Source organism: Cryobacterium sp. MP_M3 (genome assembly GCF_015752155.1).
Lineage (GTDB): Bacteria > Actinomycetota > Actinomycetes > Actinomycetales > Microbacteriaceae > Cryobacterium.
Genome location: NZ_JADOVI010000004.1, coordinates 61346 through 83000, shown reverse-complemented (window position 1 = coordinate 83000; position 21655 = coordinate 61346). Strand labels below are relative to the sequence as shown.

Here is a 21655-nt window from a genome sequence, read left to right as displayed (position 1 = left end):
TGATGCATTTATGCTGATGTTTCCGCTGTTTTCGGCCACGGAATATTTTTGAACTTTTTTCTCCGCAGGGGGGAATACGGGGCCTCTCTACGCGGGCGCGCCCGCGAGCGTTCCCGCGCGGGCGCGGGCGAACCGGGTCAGCGGCGGCCGAGGTGCTGCACGGCCGCGACGGCGTCCTGCACGGCGGCCGCGGCCTGGCCGGCCTCGGCGGCGGTCGTACCGGACGCCAGGGTGAACCGCACGGCGGTGAGCGCCTCCTCCGCCGGGAGCCCCAGTGCGGTGAGCACGTGCGAAGGCTCGTCGCTGCCTGCCGCACAGGCCGAGCCGCTTGAACAGACGATCCCGCGCTGTTCCAGTTCGAGCAGGACGGCTTCACCGCTGGTGCCGGGGAAGACGAAGGATGCGCTTCCGGGCAGGCGCGCGGACGGATGCCCGGTGAGCCGGGCGGCGGACGTGCCGGCCAGCACCGTTGCGATGAAGGCGTCGCGCAGCCCGGTCACGCGCTCCGAGGCGGCCACGCGCTCCTGCTCGGCCAGGCCCAGCGCGACCGCGAGGGCGACGGCACCCGCGACATTCTCGGTTCCACTGCGGGTGCCGCGTTCCTGGCCGCCGCCGTGCACCAACGGTTCGATCACCAGGCGGCGGCGCAGGTAGGCGGCCCCGATCCCCTGGGGGGCGCCGAGCTTGTGCCCAGACAGGCTGAGAGCGTCGACGCCCAGCTCAGCGACGGAGAGGGAGAGCCAGCCGGCGGCCTGCACGGCATCCGTGTGGAACGGCACCCCCGCCGCCCGGGCGACGGCGGTGAGCTCGCGGAGCGGCTGGATTGTGCCGACCTCGTTGTTGGCGTACTGCACGGACACCAGGGTCGTCTCCGGGCGGAGCAGGCGGCGCAACTGCTCGGGGTCGACCCGACCGGAGGCATCCGGGTCGAGCAGGGTGATCTCGAAGCCGTGCAGGCGTCGCAGGTAGTCGCAGGACTCGAGCACCGCCTCGTGTTCGATCGGGGTGGTGATGATCTGCCGGCCACGGGGCGACCCGAGGGCGATGCCCTTGACCGCGAGGTTGTCGGCCTCGGTGCCGCCGCTCGTGAAGACCACCTCGGTGGCCCGGCAGCCGAGTACCGCGGCGACCGCCGTCCGTGCCGCGAGCAGGGTGGCGGCCGCGGCCTCTCCCACCTGGTGGTGGCTGGACGGGTTGCCGAACCCGCCGGTGAGCTGCGGCCAGAGCGCGTCGAGCACCTCCCGGCGCACGGGGGTGGTGGCGGCGTTGTCGAGGTAGACCATCAGCGGCTCAGGCCTCGAGCACCGCGATGTCGAGGCCGAGGTCGAGTGAGCGCACGCTGTGGGTCAAGGCTCCGACCGAGATGATGTCGACCCCCGACTCGGCGATGTCGCGCACGGTGGCCAGCGAGACCCCGCCGCTGGCCTCGACCAGGGCGCGGCCGGCGGTGAGCCGAACGCCCTCCGTGAGGTCCTCCGGGGTGAAGTTGTCGAGCATGATGGTGTCGACGCCGGCGGCCAGCACCGGTTCGATCTGGTCGATCCGGTCCACCTCCACCTCGAGGTGCGTCGTGTGCGAGATGCGGTCCCGCACCTGGAGCAGCGCCTCGGTGAGCCCGAGGCCGCCGGCGGTGAGCACGGCCAGGTGGTTGTCCTTGGCCATCACGGCGTCGGACAGGCTGAAGCGGTGGTTGTGGCCGCCGCCGCTCCGCACGGCGTGGCGCTCGATCGCGCGCAGACCGGGAGTGGTCTTCCTGGTGTCCACGATACGGGCGCGGGTGCCGGCCGTCTCGGCGACATATAGCGCGGTGAGGGTGGCGATGCCGCTCATCCGTTGCACGAAGTTCAGTCCGATCCGTTCGGCCTGGAGGATGCCGCGGGCGGGCCCGGACGCCTCCGCGAGCACCTCTCCCGGCTCGAATGCGGCGCCGTCCGCCACGAACAGGCGCACGTCGATGCGCTGGTCGGTCAGCCGGAACGCGGAGGCGAACACCTGGCCGCCGCTGAAGACGCCGGACTCCCGTGCGACGAGCTGGGCGGTCGCCACGGCGTCGGCGGGGATGAGCACCTCGCTGGTCACATCGCCCCAGGGGGCGTCTTCGTCGAGGGCGGCGCGCACGACGGTGTCGATGGCAGTCAGGGTCAGCATGCGATGGCCTCCTCGGCCTCGGTGTTCGTTTCGGTTGTTTCGACGGTTGCCCGGCTCAGGGCGACCGTGTGGGCGAGCTCAGGCCGGCTGGAAGGGAAATCGGAACGGTAGTGGGCGCCGCGGGATTCCTCCCGGCCGAGCGCCGCCGCCACGGTGATCCGGGCGAGGTCGAACAGGTTGGCGTCTTCGTATGCCTGGATCTGCATATCAAGGCGGGGGTCGGCATCCGGGCCGGTGGCAGGGCGGTTCCAGCCGGCCAGGGTCGTGGCGGCTGCGGCGAGGCCTTCGCCGCTCCGGAGCACGCCGGCGTACTGCCACATGACGCGCTGGATTCCATCCCGGTCGGCGAACGGCCGGGGCGATCGGCCGGACGGGGCCGCCGCGTGCCGGGAATCCATCGTGCCATGGACGGTATCGGCGCCGGCATCCACGCCGGCGACAGGGGAGACCCCCAGGGCGCGCACGGCCCGGTCGGCGAACACGGCCGCCTCGAGGAGGGAGTTCGAGGCCAGCCGGTTGGCGCCGTGCGCTCCGGTGCGGGCCGTCTCACCGACGGCGTAGAGGCCGGGCAGGCTGGCACGGCCCCAGATGTCGGTGAGCACGCCGCCCATCCAATAGTGGGCGGCCGGGGCGACCGGGATCGGCTCGGCGGCCCAGTCCAGGCCGGCCTTGCGGCAGGCCGCGGTGATGGTCGGGAACCGGTGTTCGAGCAGCTCGCGGCCGAGCCCGGTGGCGTCCAGCAGCACGGGAGCCCCGTCCTGCCCGGCCATCTCATGGGCGATGCTGCGGGCGACGACGTCGCGGGGCGCGAGTTCGGCGCCCGGGTGCACGTCGAGCATGAACCGGGTGCCGAGCGCGTTGCGGAGCACGGCACCCTCGCCGCGCACCGCCTCCGAGACGAGGGGGGTGCCGGGCACCGCGAGGGCGGTCGGGTGGAACTGGTAGAACTCCAGGTCGGCGACGGCCGCGCCGGCGCGCCAGGCCGCTGCCACCCCGTCGCCGGTGGCCAGCGCCGGATTCGTGGTGTGCGGGTAGAGGGAGCCTGCACCGCCGGTGGCGAGGATGACCGAGTCCGCGGTGAGGCTCTGCAGTTCACCGTCGGGGCCGAGCAGAATCGCGCCGCCCACCCGGCCGCCCTCCACGACGAGGTCGACGAGCATGGTGTGTTCGCGCACGAGCAGGCGGGGCCCGGCGCCGTCGGTTCCCGCGGGGAGGGTGAGGGCGCGTTCCGCGCGTTCCCGCACGGTGGCGACCAGGGCGGACTCGATGGCGGCGCCGGTCGCGTCGCCACCGGCGTGCAGCACGCGCGACCGGGAATGCGCGGCTTCGAGCCCGCGGGTGACCCCGGACTCATCCCGGTCGAAGTCGACGCCGAAGCGGATGAGGTCCCGCACCCGGGCGGGACCCTCCATGCACAGCACCCGGGCGGCGGCGGGATCGCAGAGGCCTGCCCCGGCGCGCAGGGTGTCGACCAGGTGGGATTCCACCGAGTCGTCGGGGAACATCGCAGCGGCGATGCCGCCCTGGGCGTACCGGGTATTGCTGTCCGGCAGGGCCGCCTTGGTCACCAGGGTGACGGTGTGGCCGGCGTCGGTCGCCCGGATGGCGGCGATCAGCCCGGCCAGGCCGCTGCCGACGACGAGGACGCTTGCCATGTCAGGCGTCCTGGCGGGCCGGTGCGGGCGGCCGGGCCGCGAGCATCCGTTCGAGGGCGGTGCGGGCAGGCGCCGCGACGTCGTCCGACACGAGGATCCGGTTGAGCACGACGGGTGGCCGGTCGACGGTGCCGACCAGGCCCTCGAGCACCCAGGCCAGGTAGCCGGCGTGGATGCGGTACATCGTCGAGCACGGGCAGATCACCGGGTCGAGGCAGAAGATCGTGTGCTCCGGGTGCTGGGCCGCGAGGCGCTGCACGAGGTTGATCTCCGTGCCGATGGCGAACGTCGACCCCGCGGGAGCCGCTTCGATGGCCTTGGTGATGTAGTCGGTGGAGCCGTACTCGTCCGCGGCGTCCACGACGGCCATCGGGCACTCCGGGTGCACGATCACCCGCACGCCGGGGTGCTCCCGGCGGGCGGTGTCGATCTGGTCGACGGTGAAGCGCTTGTGCACGCTGCAGAAGCCGTGCCAGAGCACGACCTGGGCGGCGTCGAGTTCGGCCGCCGTGTTGCCGCCGAGCGGCTTGCGCGGGTTCCACATCGGCATCCGGTCGAGCGGCACACCCATGGCTTTGGCCGTGTTGCGGCCGAGGTGCTGGTCGGGGAAGAACAGCACCCGCTGGCCGCGTTCGAACGCCCACTCGAGCACGGTCTCCGCGTTCGACGAGGTGCAGACGATGCCGCCGTGCGCGCCGCAGAACGCCTTGAGCGCCGCCGAGGAGTTCATGTAGGTGACCGGGACGACGGGAACCCGCCCGTCGGCATCCGGGGCCGTGCCGTACTGCTCCTCGAGCTGTTCCCAGCAGTCGGTGACCGAGTCGATGTCGGCCATGTCGGCCATCGAGCAGCCCGCGGCGAGGTTGGGCAGGATCACGGCCTGGGCCGGGGTGGAGAGCAGGTCGGCGGTCTCGGCCATGAAGTGCACGCCGCAGAAGACGATGGCCTCCGCGTCGGGCCGGCTCTTGGTTGCCTGGGCCAGCTGGAACGAGTCACCGACGAAATCGGCGTGCTGGAGCACCTCGTCCCGCTGGTAGAAGTGGCCCAGGACGACCACCCGGTCGCCGAGGGTCTTCTTCGCGGCGCGGATGCGGTCGGCCAGCTCCTCCGGAGTCGCCACCCGGTAGGACTCCGGCAGTGCCCCCTGGCGTGGCGACCCGGTCGGGATCACGTCGCCCATGGACGAGCCCGGACCGTAGCCCGGTGTTCCGGCGTCGAATTCCCACGGCCCGGCGGCGAGGTCGGGGCTGCAGGTGCTGCCCGTGGCGGCTCCGGTGCTGATCAGCTGGATGGCCTGGTCAACGGATGCGATGGTCATACGGTTACTCCTCGATGGTCAGAAAAGCGAAAGCGGCAAATCAGGGGGCCGGACATCCGGGTCAGCCGATCGACGGACCCAGCGGGCCCAGATCGGCGGCCCGCACGGAATCGTTGTACCGGTAGAGCCGGGGTGGACGGTGCCGGGCCCCGGCCACGCGCTCCCCGGTGTCGACGACGGTGCCGGAGGACTCGACCGTTCGGCGGAAGTTGGCCGGGTCGAGCGCCTTCTGCAGGACGGCCTCGTGCACATCCCGGAGCTGGGCCAGGGTGAACGTCTCGCCGAGGAAGGCGTGCGCGATCCGGGAGTACTCGACCTTCGTGCGGAGCCGCCACAGCGCGTACTCGACGATCCGGTTGTGGTCGAAGGCCAGTTCGGGGAGCCGGTCGGCCGGGAACCACTGCACGTTGTCGCCGACGACGGCGAGTGCCGCCTCGCCCGACTCGACGAGGGCCCAGTAGACCACGGAGACCACGCGGGCGCCGGGGGAGCGGCCGGGGTCGCCGAAGGTGTAGAGCTGCTCCAGATATTTGGGCGCCAGGCCTGTGGTCTCCCGCAGGGTACGTGCGGCAGCGGTGGCGAGTTCTTCGTCGGCCGGAAGGCTCCCGCCGGGAAGCGCCCATTGGTCGAGGAACGGCTCCCGGGTGCGGCGCACGAGCGGCAGCCAGAGGGTCTTGAAGTCCGACTCGGTGTCGGAGCGAAGCGCGAAGATGACCGTCGAGACGGCGAGTGTCGCCGGGGCTGCTGAGGTCATCTGAGGTATCCACTAAGTAAAGGTCACTGTGACTCTAACTGGTGGCACCATCATATAGTCAGAATGACCCGAACTCACAACCTCGGGATCGCCGGTCAGCCCCGATCGGATGCTGCCGCGGGCTCCAGCTGTCCAACCCGGCGCGCTCCCTTGCCGGTCAGACCCCAGATCGTGACCCGGGCCATCGCCTCGATCACGATTCCGCCGCTCATTTTCGAAGAGCCGCGGGTGCGCTCCACGAACGTGATCGGCACTTCGACAACCCGGAGCCCGGCGCGAACGGCGTGAAGCAGCATGTCGATCTGGAAGCAGTAGCCCAGGCTTTCGACGCTCGACAGCCTCATCCGCTCCAACGCGTGCGCGGTGTAGACGCGGTAACCCCCGGTCACGTCCCGCTCCTGCAGCCGCAGGAGCAGCCTGGAGTAGATCGAGCCGCCGCGGGAGAGCACCCGGCGGTGCCACGGCCAGTTCTTCACCTCGCCGCCCGGGATCCAGCGCGACCCCATCACGACGTCGGCCGACTCGGCTGCGGCGAGCAGGCCGGGGAGCTGCTCAGGGAGGTGCGAACCGTCGGCGTCGAGCTGCACGAGCCGGTCGTAGCCGCGGGAGAGGGCCCAGGAGAATGCCTCGAGGTAGGCGGCGCCGAGGCCGTCCTTGCTGGTGCGGTGCAGCACGTGCACCGCGGCGTCCGAGGCGGCGAGCCCGTCGGCCAGGGCGCCCGTGCCGTCCGGCGACGAATCGTCGACGACGAGCACGTCGGCATCCGGCACGCTGGCGCGCACGCGGCCGACGATCGGGCCGAGGTTGTCGCGTTCGTTGTAGGTCGGGATGATGACCAGAGTCTGTGCCATGAAGCTACCTCGTCAGTTCGATGATGATGGTGCGGTTGACGGTCGTCGACCCGGTAACCGTGAATCCGAGCTGCTGCAGTGTCCGGATGTCGTTCCCGGAGGTGAATTCCTTGCTTCGCTTGTATTGAAGCACCCACACCGTGTTCGTGCCGGTGAGGCGATCGCCGACGGCGGCCAGCGGGGCGGTCTCGTCCCACAGCTGGCCGGTGGTGTCGTAGGAACGGGCGAGGGTCACGTCGCGCATCCCCTGGAACGCCGCGGGGTAGAGGTGCAGGGCGAGGCGGGGCTTGCGGGAAGGCCGCACACTCTCGTCGAAGACCACGGCGTCGCCGGGCCTCGCACCCGCCTGCACGATGTCCGCCGCCTGGCGCCAGTCGCTGCCGAAGTTCTTCCCGTATTCGCCGCGCTGGGCCTGGTAGACCGGCAGCATCAGCGACACGATCAGCACCAGGACCGACGCCTGCGCCAAGCGCGGCTTGAGCCAGGCGATTCCGATTCCCACCGCGATGGCCGCGGCGGGAGTGCAGATCGACAGGTAGCGCAGCGAGTACATGGGGGTCACGAAGTGAGTGCCGACGAGGAGTACGGTGCTCGGGAAGAGCATCCAGGCCAGGGCGATGGCGAGGGCATGCTTCGTCGCGGGGCCGGCGGCCCGGCGGCCGCGGAGCACGAAGACGGTCACGATTGCTGCGCCGACCAGGGCCCAGGCGACGAGGGCCAGCGGTGTGTTCCCGAACCACTGCTGAACGGCGGCGTCCAGCACCGCGATCTGCGGGCGGCGACCGATGAAGGCGATCTGCTCGCGCTGGTGCACACTGGCGAGCATGACCGGCAGGGCAAGGAGCAGGCCCGCAACGCTGGACACCGCCCAGGCTCGGAACGTCGCCATCCGCCGGGCGTCCCGCGGTGCCAGCAGGAACACCGCGAGCGCGAGCACCGGGATGAGCAGCACAACGTAGAGGAACATGTAGATCCCGGCGGCGAGGAGCGCGGCGTAGCCGGCCCAGATGCCGGCGCGGGCGAGGCGGCCGGTCGGCGGGTGGCGCACGATGTGCACGAGCAACACCACGAGCCAGACCGCGATGGCCGTGGCCATGGCGGTCGAGCGAGCCTCGGCTCCCATGTAGGTGACGCGGGGGAGCACGACGAAGACGAGCGCGGAAATCGTCGCCACCGTGGTGCCGGTCAGTCGGCGTGCGAGGAGGTACGTGCCCGCGGTCGCCAGGCCGATGGCGATGGCGCTGGGCAGTCTGGTCGAGAACTCGGTCGCGCCGAAGGCCTGGATCCAGAAATGCAGGATCAGATAGTAGGCACCGTGGACCGCGTCCACATTGCCCAGCATCCTGAACAGCGACGGCAGGGACCGCTCCGCCGACATGACGCTCGCCGCCTCGTCGCCCCAGTACGAGGGCTGCCACGACCCGAAGGCCGACACGAGGATTCCGAGCAGGCCCAGCAGCGCGGCGGGCAGCAGCGGACCGCGCGCAGGCAGCGGCCAGGGCTCTGGGCGAGCCTCGGTGAGCGGGAGCGTGGAGAGGGAAGACACACCAACACGTTATGACACCCGGGTTAACGTTTACCCCGAGGGCCGGACGGCAGCCTGCGAAGGCTCTCAGGTTGCCCGGTCCAGTCAGGACGCGAAGGTGCGGCGCGGCAGCCTGACCTCCACGGCAAGCCCGCCGCCGGTGTTCCGGAGCGAGATCCTCCCACCGGCGCGGTCGACGATGGCGTGCACGATGGCCAGTCCGAGACCCGAACCGGTGCCGCCGCCCGCCCGTGAATGCTCCGGCCGGGAGAACCGGTCGAAGGCCACCGGGATGAATCCGTCCGGCATCCCCGGCCCTGTGTCCAGCACGGTCAGCACGGCCTCGTTCCCGGCCCGGTGCAGGGTCACCAGGATCTCGCCCCGTCCGTGCATGGCGTTGATCGAATTGGAAACGAGGTTGTCGACGAGTTGTCCCACGTTGGTCGGCGAGATGGCGTAGCGGCCATCGGCATCCTCGCCGTCGACCACGTAGTCGACATCGAGATCCGCGCCGTTGCGCACCACCCGGGCGCGGTCCACCGACGCGGAGATCTCGGCGACGACGCCGTTCCAATTCGTCTCGGGCGGCGGCTGCTGCCCTTCCAGCTTCGACAGTTCGAGCAGGTTCGTGGCCAGCCGGGCCAGCCGGTCGACGGTGACGGATGCGTCGGCGATGTCCTGCTCGAGGGCCGGAGCGTCTCCGGTATTGAGGCGGGCGAGCTCGAGTTGCGACTTCAGCACGGCCAGGGGGGTCCGGAGTTCGTGGCTGGCGTCCGACACCACCTGCTTCTCCCGATCGACGCCGCGGCGGAGACGCCCGATGAAGTCGTTGAGCGTGACCGCGAGCCGGCTGACCTCGTCGTTTCCTGCGGGCACGAGCAGATGGGCCGACGCCCCGGCCGTGCTGAGGCTCTCCGCCTCGGCGCGGAGGCGGTTCACCGGCCGCAGCGCGGCGCCGGTCAGCAGCCAGGAGGCCAGCCCGAAGCCGACGGTGAGCACGATCGTGCCGATCGTCAGCACCCGGGTCAGCTCGTCGAGCAGCAGCGACAACGCCTCCTCGTTGCGAGCGGTGACGATCACCCAGTTGCCGGTGTCGGTGACCGCGATCGTCGACGCGACCAGGTAGCGGGTGTTGCCGGTGTCGACGGTCTGCGGATGCTCCCCGATCTCCGCCAGGTCATCAAGCCTGTTGTTGAGGCTCCGGGGGAGGGAGGACCGGTGCAGTTCCCCGCCGGGATCGATCACGGCGATGAGCTGGCCTTCCGTCGGCGCGTCGATCGGCTCCGTCGGGTTGCGGACCAGATCTGCCACGAGAGGGGCTGCGTCGTTGCGCAGGAGCGTCTCTGTCGTGTCGATCAGGATCGACTGCACCTCGAGGCGGAAGAAGAATGCGGCGGAGCTGAACAGCACCGCGGCGACGAGCACGCTGCCGATGCTGATGCGGCCCCTGATCGACAGCCCGGGCAGTTTCATGTCGGGGCGTCTGTCACGGAGTCAACTCGACCGCGTAGCCGGCGCCGCGCACGGTGACGATGCGGATGCCCGCGGCGTCGGAGTCGATCTTGCGCCGCAGGTAGCTGATGTACTGGTCGACGATGTTCGGATCGATGTGCTCCGTGCCGTTCCAGATCTCCTCGAGGATCGTCGACCGGTCCACCGTCTCACCCGCGCGGCTGCAGAGCAGGCGAAGCAGGGCGACCTCCTTCGGACTCAACGAGAGTGTGCGGCCGGCCACGGTCACCTTGAGGTCTCGGGAGTCGATGGCCAGGCGGCCGAGCTCGAGGCTCGCCGGGGTTCCCATCGAATGCCGCCGGAGCATGGCGCGAACCCGAGCGGTCAGCTCGGCGAAAGCGAACGGTTTGGTCAGGTAGTCGTCGGCGCCGCTATCCAGGCCGAACACCCGGTCCTCCACGGTGTCTCTGGCCGTGATCAGGAGCACGGGCATCGTGTTGCCTGAGTCGCGGATGCGCCGGCAGATCTCGAAGCCGCTCATCCCCGGCAGCATCACGTCGATCGCGGCGAGGGCGAAATCGTCGTTGTTGATCGCGATCAACGCGTCCATTCCGTTGCCCGCCCGAACGATCTCGTAGCCCTCGGCGTGCAGGCCGCGCTCGATGAGCTCGCCCATCTGGTCATCGTCTTCCACGACCAAGATCTTCATCGGGTGCCTTTCGGTTGCCGGAACCGCCTCACCTCATGCTGGCACGTCATCGTCGCCGTGCGGGGCGGCGCGGTGCGCACGGGGAGAATCGGTGCCGGAATCGCAGCCGTTTGCCAGCCTGGTCGACGTTCGAGCGGAGGCTAGGCTGGCGCCATGATCGATTCCGCCGCTGCCGCCGATCCCGATCCCGCCGCCGACGGCCGCGCTGCCGCCGATCCCGCCGCCGCATTCGGCGTTGCCGTCGCCCAGTTCAGGCCGGGCGTCGACCAGGCCGGCAACATCGCGGCCATGCGCGCACTGGCCGCGACCGCGGCCGCCCGCGGTGCCCGCCTCGTGGTGTTCCCCGAGTACTCGTCCTTCTTCGAGCCCGTGCTGGGCCGCTCGTTCGTCGCGGCGGCGGAGCCGCTGGACGGCGCCTTCGTGACCGCGCTCGCCGCGCTCGCCGGCGACTTCGGGATTCATGTCGTCGCCGGCATGCTCGAGGTCACGGCCGACCCGGATCGGTTCTCGAACACGCTCGTGGCGCTCCATCCGTCGGGGCAGCTGGTCGCGACGTATCGCAAGCTGCACCTCTACGACGCGTTCGGGGACCGGGAGTCGGACTGGGTGCTGCCTGGCACGGTTCAGGCGCCGGAGACGTTCCTCGTCGACGGGCTGACGGTCGGGATGCAGACCTGCTACGACATCCGTTTCCCCGAGGTGACCCGCCGGCTCGTCGACGCCGGAGCCGATCTCGTCCTGGTGCCGTCAGAGTGGGTGCGAGGTCCACTCAAGGAACTGCACTGGCGAACCCTGATCACCGCGCGGGGCCTGGAAAACACCGTCTACGTCGCGGCCGCCGACCACGCCCCGCCCATCGGCGTCGGCAACAGCATGGTGGTCGACCCGATGGGGGTCGAGCTGGTCACCATCGGCGAGACGACGGATGTCGCGGTCGCCTGGGTCTCGAAGGCCAGGATCGAGGCCGTGCGGGCCGTGAACCCGGCGCTGGCGCTGCGGCGGTTCGCAGTGCTGCCCCGCTGACAGGCTGCCGCCCCGCAGGAAGTTCAGCTTTCGGTGGCGATCGTTTCCTGCGAGTTCGGGGCGGCGCGCACGGTGAACTTCTGATCCGGCCGGTGGCCTCGTTCCGGACGCACGGGGGTGTCGGGCTCGGCCATCGCCCGCTCCTCGCCGGTGGCCACGAGGCCCTGCGAGCTATTGGCCGAGCGGGTGAGCTGGGCCAGCCAGAGCGGATTGATCGTGGGCGGCTGGCCGCCGGAGAACTTGAAATAGAGCGGGATCGCCGGGTGCAGCCAGGCAGAACTGCGGCCGTCCCCGGCCTCGGCCGCGTTGCGCCAGGACAGCAGGAAGCTCTCGCCGCGGCGCAATTTCTGCACGATCACGATCTGCAGGTGCGCCAGGATCCGATCGTCGAACTCGACGGTGACCCGGTCGTATGTCAAGGAACCCATGGGGTGCCGCTTTCATTCGGTCGAAAAAAGCGCTCGTGAGCCTGCGATTCGGTGTGACCTTGTCCCAGGAACCAGTCGTCACCTCAGTGTGGTCGCATTGACGGTCGTTGACAAGGGAATCGGCGTGGGGGTTGGAACGGGGCCGAGCAACCGCAGGGTCTCGCCGGGGCGCTCGACGTGGCCGAAGTGCCCGGTGCCGGGCAGCGTGTGCGGGGTGAAGTCGCGGATCACCCGGCGGAGCCTGGCCGTGTCGGCCTCGGCGACGAACGCGTCGGAACTTCCCCGGACGGCCCGGACCGGGCAGCGGATCCTCGACCAGGCGGCATCCGCGTCGTAGCGGCCGGCGAGGGCGGATGCGGCGGCGAAGCGGTCGGGACGCACCTCGGTGGCGAGCGCGGAGATGACGCTGGGGTGCACCGCGGCGACCCGGGCGAAGAGGGGCGCGGTCAGGGGGCGGAGCATGCCCAGCCGGTCGAGGGCTCGCACGAGGGACGTGCCGCCGCGGCCGAACCCGGCGAGCACGCGCATCACCCCGAGCAGTGCGGTGTAGGCAGGGAGGATGCCGAAGCGGGACACCGGGTGCCGCACGCTGTCGATCACGGCGTAGGTCGTCGCCGAGACGAGTCCGACGGATGCCGTCTCCGCCACGAAGGACGCCGCGAGTTCCAGTGCGATGAAGCCGCCCATGGAATGGCCGAGCACCTGCCAGCGACGATAGCCGAGCGCCTCGGCGATTTCGGCGATGAGCGCTGCCGTCGCCTCGATGCCGGGCGCCGCGGCATTCGCCTGCCCGGCCTCCGTTGTCAGGGTGCTGTCGCCCCAGCCGGGCAGGTCGGGGATGATCAGATCGGTGAAACCCGCGCCGCCGGCGGAGCGGGCCGATTGCAGCAGCGGTGTCCAGGTCGTCCAGGAACCGGCGGCGCCGTGGAGCAGGATCGTCGCGGTGTCGCCGGCGGTGCGGCGGCCGTGTCGCACCACGATCGTTCCGCCGCGCAGCCGCATGGTGCTGGTCGTCAGGCCGAACCGCCGGGGGTCGGAGGTGAGCGGGAACGGGCAGTAATCCTCGGTCGCCCGTGGCGGCGCGGGCGGCGCGGGCGGCGCGGAGTGGGTGGCAGCGGCCCGCACCGGTCGCGTCAGCAGGATGGTCATGTTCCTGGTTCGTTGCCGACGATCGCGCGGATTGCCCGTTTCGGCGGAATAGACCAGGCTCCGCACCCGTTGCCGACAGGGGGCACCCGCCTTCCGATTCGGCGGCGGCGTCACGCCGCCCGGTGGTGCCCGTCCGACAGAAAGAGCAACAGTGAATCTTTTCTCTCCCGTCACCCTTGGTGACCTCGAACTTCCCAACCGTCTCGTGATGGCGCCGCTGACCCGGGTGCGGTCCGGCGTGGAGGGCGTGCCGGGGCCGCTCGTCGTCGAGCATTACCGGCAGCGCGCCACCCTGGGCCTGATCGTCACCGAGGGTACTTACCCCAGCCACGTCGGCCAGGGCTTCCCCGGCCAGCCCGGTCTGGTCACCCCCGAGCAGATCGAGGGCTGGACCAACGTCGCCACCGCTGTGCACGCCGCCGGGGGACGCCTCGTCGCCCAGGTCATGCACGCCGGCCGGGTCACCCACCCGGCCACGAACGGCGCACGGGACGTCGTCGCGCCGAGCGCGATCGCCATCGCCGGGGAGACCCACTCCTACGACGGAAAGCACCCCTACCCCGTGCCGCGCGCGCTGCGTGAAGACGAGCTGCCCGGCGTGATCGCCGAGTTCGTGCAGGCGTCGAAGAACGCGATCGCCGCCGGCCTCGACGGGGTCGAGATCCACAGCGCCAACGGCTACCTGCTGCACGAGTTCCTCTCGCCGGCCTCGAACCAGCGCACGGATTCCTTCGGCGGCTCGCCGGAGAACCGCGCGCGCTTCGTCATCGACGTGGTCACGGCCGTGGCCGAGGCCATCGGCGCCGGGCGGGTGGGCATCCGTGTCTCACCCGAGCACAACATCCAGGACGCGCTCGAGCCGGATGCCGCCGACGTCGCCGCCACCTACGGCGCCCTGGCCGACGCCCTCGCGCCCCTCGGCCTGGCCTACCTGAGCATCCTGCACAAGGACCCGGCCGGCGAACTGGTCCAGGGCCTCCGCGCCCGCTTCGGCGGACCGGTGATGGTCAACAGCGGCTTCGGCGGCATCACGACCCGCTCCGAGGCGATGTCGATCATCGCCGACGATGTGGCCGACGCTGTCGTCGTCGGACGGGCCGCGATCGCGAACCCCGACCTGGTGCGCCGCTGGCTGAACGACCTGCCGCAGAACGCTCCGGACCCGCTCACCTTCTACGGTGCCGGAGCCGAGGGCTACACCGACTACCCGGCCCTCCAGCACTGACAGTTCCTCCCTGCGCATAACTCCTGCAATTCCGAACAGGCTGACGGATCGGCCCCGTGAACACGGGGCGGCGGATGCCGCGGCCCGCGATCTGCAGGAGTTATGCGCGGGCAGTAAGCGCGGCCAGCTGCTCCGACGCCCGCTCGAGCACGTCGACCCGCTTGCAGTAGGCGAAACGCACCAGTGACGCGTACTCCGGGCGGTGCTCCGGCGAGCAGAAGGCGGATATCGGAACCGCGCCCACGCCGGCGAGGTCGGGCAGGGCCCGGCAGAACTCGGCGCCGTCGGGATAACCCAGTGGGGCGGCATCCGCCACGATGAAGTACGAACCCTGCGGGCGGCTGACGGTGAAACCGGCCGCCGCGAGCCCCTGTTCGAGGACGTCCCGTTTGACGCGGAGGTCCGCCGCGATCCCCGTGTAGAAGCTGTCAGGCAGGTCGAGGCCGACGGCGATCGCCGGCTGGAACGGCGCCCCGTTGACATAGGTGAGGAACTGCTTCACGGCCAGGATGGCGGTGACCAGCGGCGCGGGCGCAGTGAGCCAGCCGATCTTCCAGCCGGTCGTGTTGAAGGTCTTGCCGCCGGACGAGATGGTGACCGTGCGCGCGCGGGCCCCCGGGAGCGTCGCGATCGGAATGTGCGCCACGCCGAAGGTGAGGTGTTCGTAGACCTCGTCGGTGACGATCACGGCGTCGTGCCGCTCGGCGAGCTCCACGATCAGGGCGAGAGTGTCGGCCGGGAAGACCGCACCCGTCGGGTTGTGCGGGTTGTTGACGATGATCAGTCGGGTGCGGTCGCTGACCGCCGCCCGCAGCTCGTCCAGATCAGGCTGGAAATCGGGGGCTCGCAGCCGCACCGTGCGATGCACGCCGCCGCCGCCGAGGGCGATCAGCGCGCCGTAGGCGTCGTAGAACGGCTCGAAGGTGACGACCTCGTCGCCGGGTTCGAGCAGCGCCAGGATCGTGGCGGCCAGCGCCTCGGTCGCACCGGCGGTGACCAGCACCTCGGTTTCGGGGTCGGCCGCCAGACCGTAGAACCGGTGCTGGTGACGGGCGACGGCCTCGCGCAGCACCGGAAGGCCCCGCCCGGGCGGGTACTGGTTGACGCCGTCGCTGATCGCCTGACGCGCGGCTTCGAGCACCTCCGGCGGGCCGTCCTCGTCGGGGAACCCCTGGCCGAGGTTGATCGCGCCGGTGCGGGCGGCGAGAGCGCTCATCTCCGCGAAGATGCTGGCCGCGACGGTGCCGTCTGCGGCGAGGAGACCGGCTCCTTCTGCGGTGCGCCGCCAGGCGCCGGGGATCGTCATCGTTTCGCCTGCATGCCTCCAAGCTACGACATCGGCCCGCGAGCCCGGCAACCGGCTGTGGAGAGTTCGAGCGGCATCGCCGAAACTGCTCTACGTTGGCCGCATGCGGTTCGTCAGTCGTCGCCGACCGGTCATGGGTGCCATGGCGTTGCTCGGCACGCTCGCGCTCGCCGGCTGCGCGTCGCCGGCTCGGCAGGCACCGTCTCCCACGGCCACGGATGCCCCGGTCTTCGCCTCCGACGCCGAGGCTCTGGCCGCGGCCACCGAGGCGTATGCCGCCTACCAGGAGATGTCAGATCTCATTCTCTCCCAAGGGGGCGCCGAACCTGAGCGCATTCGAGCGGTTGCTTCTCGGGAGTTTGCCGCCACAGAGATCGCCGGATTCAAACAAGCTGCCGATAACGGGTTGCACAGTGTAGGTAGGACCTCATTTGACGGAATTGCCATCCAGAGAACCACCGGGTCGAAGGATGGGATCGCAGCGGTCTCTGTCTATCTTTGTTCTGACGTGAGCGAGGTCGACGTGCTCGACGCTACTGGCCAGTCTGTTGTTGCGGAAACTCGTCCGGCAAGAACGTCATTTGAAGTCACCTTCGACAGGAGCTCCTTGAAAGGACCCGGGCTTGTTGTCGGTGCTCGAGAAATATGGGATCGCGGAGGTGCATGTTGACAGGCCGCAACGGTGCAATCGCTCTCGTTTTCGTTGCCTCTTTGCTATTTGTTCTTGCAGGTCCAGCTGCGGCTGAATCCGCTGCGTGCAGTTCCTTGGCAGAACAAACCGGTGGCTGTCCCAATGTCTCCGGGGCAGTGAACGGCGGCGGCGTCGATCTGTCCGCCGGATTCGACGCAGGGTCGGGCGGGGGCGGCCAGTCCGGCAGCGAGGCGGGCGGTGACGCCGGGGGAGACTCGGCCGGCGGCGCCGGCCAGCAGCCCGCCGCGACGGTGCCCGGCCCGGGAACGATCGTGCGGGACGGGTTCACCGTCAACTGCGTCGCGGGCACTCCCTGCGATCCGAACCTGGTCGTCAGCGTCAGCGACCTCGTCAACTTCCGCGCGGCGGCGCCGACCCAGCAGATGGAGCCCCACGGCTGGAGCGTTGTCGGCCTGCCGACCAACTTCATCGCCACGGCGGCCGTGCACACCCGTTCGGGCGCACTGCTGGGGTTTCCGGCCGAGGTGCGGTTCACCCCGGTCGGTTTCCACTGGGACTTCGGAGCCGGCGAGGGCCTGGATTCGGCCGGAGGCGGAGCATCCTGGGCCGCCCTGGGCCTTCCGGAATTCTCCGACACGCCCACAAGCCACATCTTCACGGAATCCGCCAGCCGCTCGATCACTCTCAGCGTCGTCTACTCGGCCGAGTACCGGTTCGCCGGTCGCGACTGGCGCTCCGTGCGCGGCACTCTGGCGGTCCCGGCGACCCCGCTCAGCCTGGTCGTCGCCCAGGCGCACACGGTGCTTGTCAACAGGGAGTGCACCGCCGGCGCGTCCGGCCCCGGCTGCTAGGGGCGAGGTGGGGCGAGCCCTGCAAGCAAGGTCACGGCTTGATCATTGAATGCTCCCAGCCTGCGCAAACCATTCACTCAGGTTCGGGCGCGAAGCTGGCATCGCTTGGAAGGAGCACACCATGACCGACAACACGCAGGACTCCGGCATCAACCCTGATCATCGCGACGACGCAGTTCCGTTCGAAGTCAATGCTTCCGGGGAAGCCATCGCTCCCACCGAAAACGCGGAGACCGTCCCGACTCCCGAGTCGGCGGCGCCGGTTCAGGCCCAGCCTGAGCAGACCCCGGCCGCGGAGGCCCTGCCAGAGACGGCCCCGGCCGAGCCGGCGCAGCCCCAACCCCAGCAGACCCAGCCGACAGTCGCCTACGCCACGGACGCGTTCGGCCGGCCGCTGCCGGCAGACAGTACCGCCCCCAACTACTACGCCCCGAACATCGCACCACCGGCCTATGCCACCGCGAACGGGCTGCCGCACACCCCCGGCTCCGGTCCGGTCCGGGACCCCGCCAAGCGCCGGGCAAGCATCGCCCTGATCGCTGCGCTGGCCATCGGCGCCCTCGTCGGCGGGGCATCCGGCGCAGGTGTGACCGCGTTCGTGCTCAGCAACCAGAGCAACGGCGTCCCCGTCAACCAGGCGCAGGGCCCGAGCAACGTCGTCGTCAACAACACCGACAGCGTCAACCAGATCACCGCCGTGGCGGCGAAGGCCTCGCCCAGCGTGGTCACCATCGAGGCCGCCAGCGGTAACTCCGGCGGCACAGGCTCCGGTGTCGTGCTCACCGCCGACGGCTACGTGCTCACCAACACCCACGTCGTCACGCTCGACGGCGCGGCCGCCGACGCGACCCTCCAGGTCAAGGGCAACGACGGCAAGCTTTACGCCGCCACCATCGTGGGCACCGATCCGATCTCCGACCTCGCCGTGATCAAGCTCACCGATGCGAAGGGGCTCACCCCGATCGACTTCGCCGATTCCGGCAAGCTCAACGTCGGTGACACCGCCATCGCCATCGGCGCCCCGCTCGGCCTGGCCGGCACTGTCACTGACGGCATCGTCAGCGCGCTCAACCGCAGCATTTCGATTGCCTCCTCTGCCGCCCCCACGACGCCGGACACGACCGCCCCCGACGACCAGAGTCCCTTCTTCTTCGACCTGCCGAACAAGGACGGCAGCAAGTCCCAGCAGGGAACCTCGAACTCGGGCAGCATCTCGCTCTCGGTCATCCAGACGGATGCCGCGATCAACCCCGGCAACTCCGGCGGCGCGCTGCTCAACGCCAAGGGCGAGCTGATCGGCATCAACGTGGCCATCGCCAACGCCGGCGGCTCTTCCACCTCGGCGTCCGGCAACATCGGCGTCGGCTTCTCGATCCCGTCGAACCTGGCCAAGCGGGTCTCCGATGAACTGATCGCCAACGGCAAGGCCACCCACGGCCTGCTCGGCGCGAGCGTGACCAGCGCCGCCAGCGACCCGAAGAGCAGCACCGTCGGCGCCCTGATCAGCGAGGTTTCCTCCGGCGGTGCCGCGGAGAAGGCAGGTCTGAAGAAGGGTGACGTGATCACCAACTTCAATGGTGTTCCGATCACCGACGCCAACGACCTGACCGCGCAGGTCCGCGTGCTCGCGGCTGGCGACAAGGCCGAACTGACCTACGTGCGCGACGGCAAGTCCATCACCGTGTCCGTCACGGTCGGGCAGCTCGCCAGCTAGCAGACCGCTCCTTCCTTCCCACTGCGCCGCCGGCTTCACGCCGGCGGCGCAGTTCTGCGTTCCAGCGCCGCGTAGGGCGGCAAAGACACGGCTGGTAGGCTCAAGCGACCCTCCGGAGGAATGCAGAAATGACCAGCCAGGTGCCACCTCGCGGAGACACACCGCTGCTCGGAGTCTCCTATGTGATGCCCGTGCTCAACGACGTCACGCACGTTCGCGATGCCGTTCTCAGCCTCCTGCACCAGGACTACACCGGCCCGTTCGAGGTCACCCTCGCCCTCGGGCCGAGCATCGACGGCACCACCGAACTCGTCGAGGAGATGGCCTCCGTCGACCCGCGCATCCGCGTCGTCGAAAACGAGGTCGGATCGACGCCGGCCGGCCTGAACATCGCCATCCGGGCGTCGCAATACCCGGTCGTGATCCGGGTGGATGCCCACTCCGTGCTGCCGGCGGACTACGCGCGCATCGCGGTGGAAACCCTCGAACGCACGGGGGCGGACAACGTCGGCGGCGTCATGGACGCCCAGGGCGAGACCCCCTTCCAGAAGGCCGTCGCCCGCGCCTACGGCACGAAGATCGGCCTCGGCGGAACACCCCTGCACGTCGGCGGCCCCGAGGGCAAGGCGGAAACGGTCTATCTCGGCTGTTTCCGGATGGACAGCCTGGTGCGGGTCGGCCTCTTCGACGAGGGCATCAAACGCGGCCAGGACTGGGAACTCAATCGGCGCATCCGCGACCTCGGCGGAACGGTCTGGTTCACGCCGCGCCTGCGCGTCGTCTACCGTCCCCGCCCGAGCCTCGCGCGCCTGGCCAGGCAAATGGTCTCCACCGGGCTCTGGCGCGGCGAACTCGCCCGACGCTACCCGGCGGCCAACGGCATCCGCTACTTCGCCCCGCCGGTGATGGTGGTCGGCGTCGTGCTCGGCCTGGTACTCGGCCTGGCCGGACTTGCCGCCCTGCCTACCGGAGCGGCGCCGTGGCTGCTGCTCGGATTCCTCGCCCCAGCGGCCTACCTGCTGATCGTGGCCGTGGCCACCGTGGCCGTCACCCGCCCCGACGGGTTTCGTGCCGGCCTGTGGTTTCTCGTAGTCTTGCCGTGCATCCACTTCTGCTGGGGCATCGGATTCCTGCTCGGGTATCTCAAACTCACCACCAACATCACGGCCCACACCGGGAGGCACCCATGACGCCAGGAACACCCGCGTCCGCCAGACCGGCGTCGATCGCCGAGCTGCGCGCCGTGGCCCAGCCGCCCGAGGTTCGCCTGCGGGCCAACGCCGAGCATTGGACCGCCTCGCTCTACCTGCGCGACATCTCTCCCTACGTCACCTGGATGCTGCTGAAGACCCGGATCACCGCCAACGGGGTCACGGGGCTGATGATCCTGGTCGGCTGGTCGACGGCCGCCGCGCTGCTCATCCCGGGCGTCTGGGGCGCGCTGCTGGCGCTCATCCTCGGACAGCTCCAGATGCTGGTGGACTGCTGCGACGGTGAAGTGGCCCGCTGGCGCAAGGAATCCTCCCCGGCCGGGGTGTTCCTCGACAAGGTCGGCCATTACACAACTGAGGCCCTCATCCCGATCGCGTTCGGCATCAGGGCGGCGGCGTTCCCGTTCGAGGCCCCGGCGGACCTGCTCTGGACCACCCTCGCCCTGCTCCTGGCCCTCATCATCGTGCTGAACAAGGCGCTCAACGACATGGTGCACGTGGCCAGGGCGAACGCCGGTCTCACCAAACTCTCCGACACGCGGGGGGAGAAGACCCTCACCTCCAGCCGCCTCGCCCAGGTGCGGCGCCTCGCCCGATTCGTGCCGTTCCACCGCCTGTACCACTCGGTCGAACTCACCATCCTGATGTTCGTGGCTGCCATTCTCGGCAGCTTCGTGGGTGAACCCCTCGTCGACCGGGTCGTGCTGATCGTGCTCATCCCTCTGTCGTTCCTGGCCCTGGTCGGCCACTTCGTCGCCATCATGGCCTCCAAGCGTGTCCGTTCCTGAGGTCACCCCGATCGGTCCGGTCACGCCGACGGTCGGCGTGGTCGTGCTCACCCAGGGGACGCGACAGGGCGACCTGGCCCGCGGCATCCGTTCACTGCTGGACCAGCAGGAAGTGCACCTCGACATCGTCTGCGTTGGCAACGGCTGGCAGCCGATCGGGTTGCCGGCGGGCGTCAAGTCCCTCGGGCTGCCGACCAACCTCGGAATTCCGGCCGGCCGCAACCGCGGGGTCTCCTCCGTCGCCGGTGAGTTCCTGTTCTTCCTCGACGACGACGCCAGCATCCCCGACCCTCGGTTCCTCAGCGAGGCGATAGCCATGCTTCGCGCCGACCCGACCATCGGCCTTCTGCAGCCGAGGGTGGTCGACCCCTCCGGTCTCACCTCGCCCCGCCGCTGGATTCCGCGCATCCGCAAGGGCGAGGCAACCCACTCCAGCAACGTCTTCTCGGTCTGGGAGGGCGCGGTGCTCCTGCCCCGGAAGGTCTTCGACGCGACCGGCGGCTGGGCCGAACCGTTTTTCTACGCCCATGAGGGCATTGAGCTGGCCTGGCGAGTCTGGGACCTGGGGCTTCGCACCTGGTACGCGGGGGACCTCGTCGCCAATCACCCGGTGATCCAGCCGACCCGGCACGCTGACTACTACCGGCTCAACGCCCGCAACCGGGTCTGGCTCGCCCGCCGCAACCTCCCCGCCCCCTTCGTGCCTGTCTACGCCGGCGCCTGGCTGGGCATCCAGCTGCTGCGCTGGTCGCGCAACCGTCCTGCGCTCCGGGCCTGGTTCGGCGGTTTCCGCGAGGGCTGGACCAGCGACCCGGGGGAGCGGCGTCCGCTCAAGGGCCGTACCGTGTGGCGGATGACCCTGGCCGGGCGTCCGCCGATCGTCTGACTGCTCCGGG

General features: G+C 70.0%; 20 protein-coding genes. 8 read left to right on the top strand and 12 right to left on the bottom strand.

The window, feature by feature from the left end; translation table 11 throughout:
* Nucleotides 1–137: 137 nt before the first annotated feature.
* From IWX89_RS06515 to IWX89_RS06475, 9 genes are all read right to left on the bottom strand, one after another.
* Nucleotides 138–1283, bottom strand: coding sequence for a cysteine desulfurase family protein (locus IWX89_RS06515; protein WP_196902745.1), 1146 nt, complete (start codon nt 1281–1283; stop codon nt 138–140).
* A 7-nt stretch (nt 1284–1290) separates the two neighbouring features.
* Complete coding sequence (gene nadC / locus IWX89_RS06510; protein WP_196902744.1) at nt 1291–2148, bottom strand: carboxylating nicotinate-nucleotide diphosphorylase; 858 nt, start codon at nt 2146–2148, stop codon at nt 1291–1293.
* The gene (gene nadB, locus IWX89_RS06505; RefSeq protein WP_196902743.1) at nt 2142–3803 is read right to left on the bottom strand and encodes an L-aspartate oxidase; all 1662 of its coding nucleotides are present in this window, start codon (nt 3801–3803) and stop codon (nt 2142–2144) included. The genes nadC and nadB overlap by 7 nt, the downstream gene beginning before the upstream one ends.
* A gap of 1 nt (nt 3804) precedes the next feature.
* Nucleotides 3805–5121 (bottom strand): quinolinate synthase NadA, encoded by a 1317-nt coding sequence (nadA, locus tag IWX89_RS06500; RefSeq protein WP_196902742.1) that lies wholly within the window; start codon nt 5119–5121, stop codon nt 3805–3807.
* 61 nt (nt 5122–5182) lie between these two features.
* Complete coding sequence (locus IWX89_RS06495) at nt 5183–5875, bottom strand: NUDIX domain-containing protein (protein ID WP_196902741.1); 693 nt, start codon at nt 5873–5875, stop codon at nt 5183–5185.
* Between the two features lie 95 nt (nt 5876–5970).
* Nucleotides 5971–6726, bottom strand: a complete 756-nt coding sequence (locus IWX89_RS06490; RefSeq protein ID WP_196902740.1) for a polyprenol monophosphomannose synthase — start codon at nt 6724–6726, stop codon at nt 5971–5973.
* 4 nt (nt 6727–6730) lie between these two features.
* Nucleotides 6731–8272 (bottom strand): glycosyltransferase family 39 protein, encoded by a 1542-nt coding sequence (locus IWX89_RS06485; RefSeq protein ID WP_196902739.1) that lies wholly within the window; start codon nt 8270–8272, stop codon nt 6731–6733.
* Between the two features lie 84 nt (nt 8273–8356).
* Nucleotides 8357–9724, bottom strand: a complete 1368-nt coding sequence (locus tag IWX89_RS06480; protein ID WP_196902738.1) for a HAMP domain-containing sensor histidine kinase — start codon at nt 9722–9724, stop codon at nt 8357–8359.
* Nucleotides 9725–9737: 13 nt separating this feature from the next.
* Nucleotides 9738–10412, bottom strand: coding sequence for a response regulator transcription factor (locus tag IWX89_RS06475; RefSeq protein ID WP_196902737.1), 675 nt, complete (start codon nt 10410–10412; stop codon nt 9738–9740).
* A 153-nt stretch (nt 10413–10565) separates the two neighbouring features.
* On the opposite strand from IWX89_RS06475, the gene IWX89_RS06470 reads away from it, so the two are divergent.
* Nucleotides 10566–11435: a carbon-nitrogen hydrolase family protein gene (locus IWX89_RS06470; protein WP_196902736.1), complete on the top strand. Its 870-nt coding sequence runs from the start codon at nt 10566–10568 to the stop codon at nt 11433–11435.
* Between the two features lie 23 nt (nt 11436–11458).
* Here the strand turns inward: IWX89_RS06470 and IWX89_RS06465 are convergent, their stop codons facing one another.
* Nucleotides 11459–11863 (bottom strand): ATP-dependent DNA ligase, encoded by a 405-nt coding sequence (locus tag IWX89_RS06465; RefSeq protein WP_231382974.1) that lies wholly within the window; start codon nt 11861–11863, stop codon nt 11459–11461.
* A 78-nt stretch (nt 11864–11941) separates the two neighbouring features.
* Nucleotides 11942–13012 carry an alpha/beta fold hydrolase gene (locus tag IWX89_RS06460; protein ID WP_196902735.1) on the bottom strand — a complete coding sequence of 357 codons (1071 nt, stop codon included), beginning with the start codon at nt 13010–13012 and terminating at the stop codon, nt 11942–11944.
* 151 nt (nt 13013–13163) lie between these two features.
* Here IWX89_RS06460 and IWX89_RS06455 point away from each other — a divergent pair, with 151 nt between their 5' ends.
* Nucleotides 13164–14237, top strand: a complete 1074-nt coding sequence (locus tag IWX89_RS06455) for an alkene reductase (protein ID WP_196902734.1) — start codon at nt 13164–13166, stop codon at nt 14235–14237.
* 100 nt (nt 14238–14337) lie between these two features.
* Here IWX89_RS06455 and IWX89_RS06450 read toward each other — a convergent pair whose 3' ends face one another.
* The gene (locus IWX89_RS06450; RefSeq protein ID WP_196902733.1) at nt 14338–15543 is read right to left on the bottom strand and encodes an aminotransferase class I/II-fold pyridoxal phosphate-dependent enzyme; all 1206 of its coding nucleotides are present in this window, start codon (nt 15541–15543) and stop codon (nt 14338–14340) included.
* A 103-nt stretch (nt 15544–15646) separates the two neighbouring features.
* On the opposite strand from IWX89_RS06450, the gene IWX89_RS06445 reads away from it, so the two are divergent.
* From IWX89_RS06445 to IWX89_RS06420, 6 genes are all read left to right on the top strand, one after another.
* Nucleotides 15647–16213, top strand: a complete 567-nt coding sequence (locus IWX89_RS06445) for a hypothetical protein (protein ID WP_196902732.1) — start codon at nt 15647–15649, stop codon at nt 16211–16213.
* A 137-nt stretch (nt 16214–16350) separates the two neighbouring features.
* On the top strand, nt 16351–17046 hold the full coding sequence (locus IWX89_RS06440) for a hypothetical protein (RefSeq protein ID WP_196902731.1): 696 nt from the start codon (nt 16351–16353) through the stop codon (nt 17044–17046).
* 121 nt (nt 17047–17167) lie between these two features.
* Nucleotides 17168–18760, top strand: coding sequence for a S1C family serine protease (locus IWX89_RS06435; protein WP_196902730.1), 1593 nt, complete (start codon nt 17168–17170; stop codon nt 18758–18760).
* A 128-nt stretch (nt 18761–18888) separates the two neighbouring features.
* On the top strand, nt 18889–19950 hold the full coding sequence (locus IWX89_RS06430; RefSeq protein ID WP_231382973.1) for a glycosyltransferase family 2 protein: 1062 nt from the start codon (nt 18889–18891) through the stop codon (nt 19948–19950).
* Complete coding sequence (locus tag IWX89_RS06425) at nt 19947–20759, top strand: CDP-alcohol phosphatidyltransferase family protein (RefSeq protein ID WP_196902729.1); 813 nt, start codon at nt 19947–19949, stop codon at nt 20757–20759. Before IWX89_RS06430 ends, IWX89_RS06425 begins: the two co-directional genes overlap by 4 nt.
* Nucleotides 20746–21645, top strand: a complete 900-nt coding sequence (locus tag IWX89_RS06420; protein ID WP_307836450.1) for a glycosyltransferase — start codon at nt 20746–20748, stop codon at nt 21643–21645. Before IWX89_RS06425 ends, IWX89_RS06420 begins: the two co-directional genes overlap by 14 nt.
* Nucleotides 21646–21655: the final 10 nt, after the last annotated feature.

Excerpts from the sequence above, each read along its gene's own strand:
- IWX89_RS06515 (WP_196902745.1), bottom strand. The coding sequence starts at position 1,283 with ATGGTCTACCTCGACAACGCCGCCACCACCCCCGTGCGCCGGGAGGTG.
- nadA (WP_196902742.1), bottom strand. The coding sequence starts at position 5,121 with ATGACCATCGCATCCGTTGACCAGGCCATCCAGCTGATCAGCACCGGA.
- IWX89_RS06445 (WP_196902732.1), top strand. The coding sequence starts at position 15,647 with ATGCGGTTCGTCAGTCGTCGCCGACCGGTCATGGGTGCCATGGCGTTG.
- IWX89_RS06435 (WP_196902730.1), top strand. The coding sequence starts at position 17,168 with ATGACCGACAACACGCAGGACTCCGGCATCAACCCTGATCATCGCGAC.
- IWX89_RS06460 (WP_196902735.1), bottom strand. The coding sequence starts at position 13,012 with ATGACCATCCTGCTGACGCGACCGGTGCGGGCCGCTGCCACCCACTCC.
- IWX89_RS06495 (WP_196902741.1), bottom strand. The coding sequence starts at position 5,875 with ATGACCTCAGCAGCCCCGGCGACACTCGCCGTCTCGACGGTCATCTTC.
- IWX89_RS06480 (WP_196902738.1), bottom strand. The coding sequence starts at position 9,724 with ATGAAACTGCCCGGGCTGTCGATCAGGGGCCGCATCAGCATCGGCAGC.
- IWX89_RS06490 (WP_196902740.1), bottom strand. The coding sequence starts at position 6,726 with ATGGCACAGACTCTGGTCATCATCCCGACCTACAACGAACGCGACAAC.
- IWX89_RS06465 (WP_231382974.1), bottom strand. The coding sequence starts at position 11,863 with ATGGGTTCCTTGACATACGACCGGGTCACCGTCGAGTTCGACGATCGG.
- IWX89_RS06425 (WP_196902729.1), top strand. The coding sequence starts at position 19,947 with ATGACGCCAGGAACACCCGCGTCCGCCAGACCGGCGTCGATCGCCGAG.
- IWX89_RS06470 (WP_196902736.1), top strand. The coding sequence starts at position 10,566 with ATGATCGATTCCGCCGCTGCCGCCGATCCCGATCCCGCCGCCGACGGC.
- IWX89_RS06430 (WP_231382973.1), top strand. The coding sequence starts at position 18,889 with ATGACCAGCCAGGTGCCACCTCGCGGAGACACACCGCTGCTCGGAGTC.
- IWX89_RS06450 (WP_196902733.1), bottom strand. The coding sequence starts at position 15,543 with ATGACGATCCCCGGCGCCTGGCGGCGCACCGCAGAAGGAGCCGGTCTC.
- IWX89_RS06475 (WP_196902737.1), bottom strand. The coding sequence starts at position 10,412 with ATGAAGATCTTGGTCGTGGAAGACGATGACCAGATGGGCGAGCTCATC.
- nadB (WP_196902743.1), bottom strand. The coding sequence starts at position 3,803 with ATGGCAAGCGTCCTCGTCGTCGGCAGCGGCCTGGCCGGGCTGATCGCC.
- nadC (WP_196902744.1), bottom strand. The coding sequence starts at position 2,148 with ATGCTGACCCTGACTGCCATCGACACCGTCGTGCGCGCCGCCCTCGAC.